Origin of the sequence: Streptomyces sp. NPDC020362 (genome assembly GCF_040642095.1) — a bacterium.
Taxonomy (GTDB): Bacteria; Actinomycetota; Actinomycetes; order Streptomycetales; family Streptomycetaceae; genus Streptomyces.
The window spans coordinates 1-2234 of record NZ_JBFAET010000449.1 but is presented as its reverse complement, the minus strand read 5'-3'; the positions used below and the strand labels follow the sequence as shown (position 1 = coordinate 2234).

The following is a 2234-nucleotide window of genomic DNA, read 5'->3' as shown; positions in this document are numbered from 1 at the left end:
CCGAGCACCGCGGCCACATGCGCACGCACCAGGTCCAGCAGCACCCGGTCCCGCTCCCCACCCGACACCGAGGCGAGCCGCTGCCGCAGCGCCTCGACCACGTCCGCTCCGCCCGCGGCCGTACGGGCGGCGGCCGTGCGTCGTGCCGGGGCGCCGGCCAGCACCCGCCACAGCGGCGGGATCTCCGCGCTGTGGGCCACCTTCGTGCGCAGTGCGGCGAGGTCCAGGCGGGCCGGTACCAGCAGGGCTTCCTCGCGGGCGAGCGCCGTGTCCATCACGACCAGGCCCTCTTCCGCGCCGAGGGCGGCGATTCCGGAGCGGCTGATCCGGGACAGGAGTTGCTCGCCCAGGTTCCGTCCGATGCCCGCCTCGTGCGCCCAGGGACCCCACGCCAGCGACAGGCCCGCCAGTCCGGCGGCCCGCCGGTGGTACGCGAGGGCGTCCAGGAAGGAGTTGGCCGCGACGTAGTTGCCCTGACCGGTCGCGCCGAGCGCCGCGGCCGCGGAGGAGAACAGCACGAAGTTCTCCAGGTCCATGTCCTGGGTGAGTTCGTGGAGGTGCCAGGCGGCGTCCGCCTTGGGGCGCATGACCGCCGCGACCCGCTGTGGGGTCAGTGTCGTGATGACGCCGTCGTCGATGATGCCCGCGGCGTGGAAGACCGAGCCCAGCGGGCAGTCGGCCGGAATCGTCCCCAGCACCGTGGCCAGCGCACCCCGGTCCGCCGCGTCACAGGCCAGCACGCGGACCCAGGCACCCAGCTGCGCCAGCTCCGTGGCCAGCACCGCCACATCGGCGGCCGCCGGACCCGAACGGCTGAGCAGCACCACGCCGCCGGCCCGGCCCGTCGCGACCAGGTGACGGGCCACCAGACCGCCCAGCGTCCCCGTTCCACCGGTCACGAGCAGTGACCGCGGGGCCTCGGCGTGCGGGCGCTCGGACTGTTCAACCGCGGCCAGAGCACCACTCGGACGGGTGAGCCGCCGCCCGAAGGCGGCCCCTTCCCTGATCGCCAGCTCCGGTTCACCGCTGTCCAGCACGGCCGGCAGCACCGCGACCTGACCGTCGGTGCTCTCGGCCGGGAGGTCGACGAGGACCAGTCGGCCGGGGTTCTCCGACTGCGCCGAGCGCAGCAGGCCCCAGGCCGCGGCGGCCGCCAGGTCCGTCACGCCCTCGCCGGCCACGGCGGCCGCGCCACCACGGGTGACGACCACCAACTGCGCCGAGTCCAGGCGCTGTTCGTCCAGCCATTCCTGTGCCAGCCCGAGCGCGTCACCGGCGGTCCGCCGTGCCGTCTCGGCCACGGTGCTGGTGCCAGTGCCAGTGCCGGTGCCAGTGCCAGTGCCAGTGCCAGTGCCGTCGGCGCCGATCGACCGTGCGCCGACGCAGACCACCACGGCACGCGGGGCGATCTCTCCCGTCTCGGTGGCGGCGGCGACCTCGGCCAGGCCGGCGAAGGAACGCACCGGCACCCCGGCCGTGTCGAGCCCCTCCGCGAGCCCGAAGGGATCGGCACCGACCAGCGCCCAATCACCGGACGGCACCGGGGCCTCGGGCACCGGGGCCCACTCCACCGCGAACAGCGCGTCCGCCACCGCGGCCTGCGCGGTCTGCAGCCGGTCGGCCGACACCGGGCGGCTGACCAGCGACGCCACGGACACCACCGGAGCCCCTGCGGCGTCCGCGGCCGTCAGAGCCAGACCGCCCTGGCCGTCCCGGCGCAGCCGGGCCCGCAGCACCGAGGCTCCGCTCGCGTGCAGCTCCACACCGGTCCAGGCGAACGGCATCCGGATCTGCCCCGGCTCGCCCTCCAGGTCCGTGTCCGCGTCCGCGTCCGCCAGGAGCGCGGAGTGCAGTGCCGCGTCGAGCAGGGCCGGGTGCAGTCCGAACGCTCCGGCGTCTCGCGCCACCGACTCCGGCAGCGCCACCTCCGCGAAGATGTCCGAGCCCCGGCGCCATGCCGCCCGCAGCCCCTGGAACGCGGGGCCGTAGACGTCCGCCAGATGGACCGCGTAGACGTCGCTGATGTCCACCGGGATGGCATCCCTGGGCGGCCACACCACCAGATCGTCGGCAGCGGGACCCGCCGTCGTGGCGGGGGACACCACACCACTGGCGTGCTGCACCCACGCCTGCTCCGTACCCGGCTGATCGGGACGGGAGAAGACCTCGACCGTGCGCCGCCCGTCCTCGTCGGCCGCGGCCAGCACCACCTGGATCCGGACTCCGCCGCCGTC

General features: G+C 75.3%; 1 protein-coding gene. It reads right to left on the bottom strand.

Annotation, left to right across the window (positions count from 1 at the left end):
- On the bottom strand, positions 1-2234 hold a 2234-nt coding region (locus AB0H32_RS48080), incomplete at both ends, for an SDR family oxidoreductase (protein WP_361136007.1).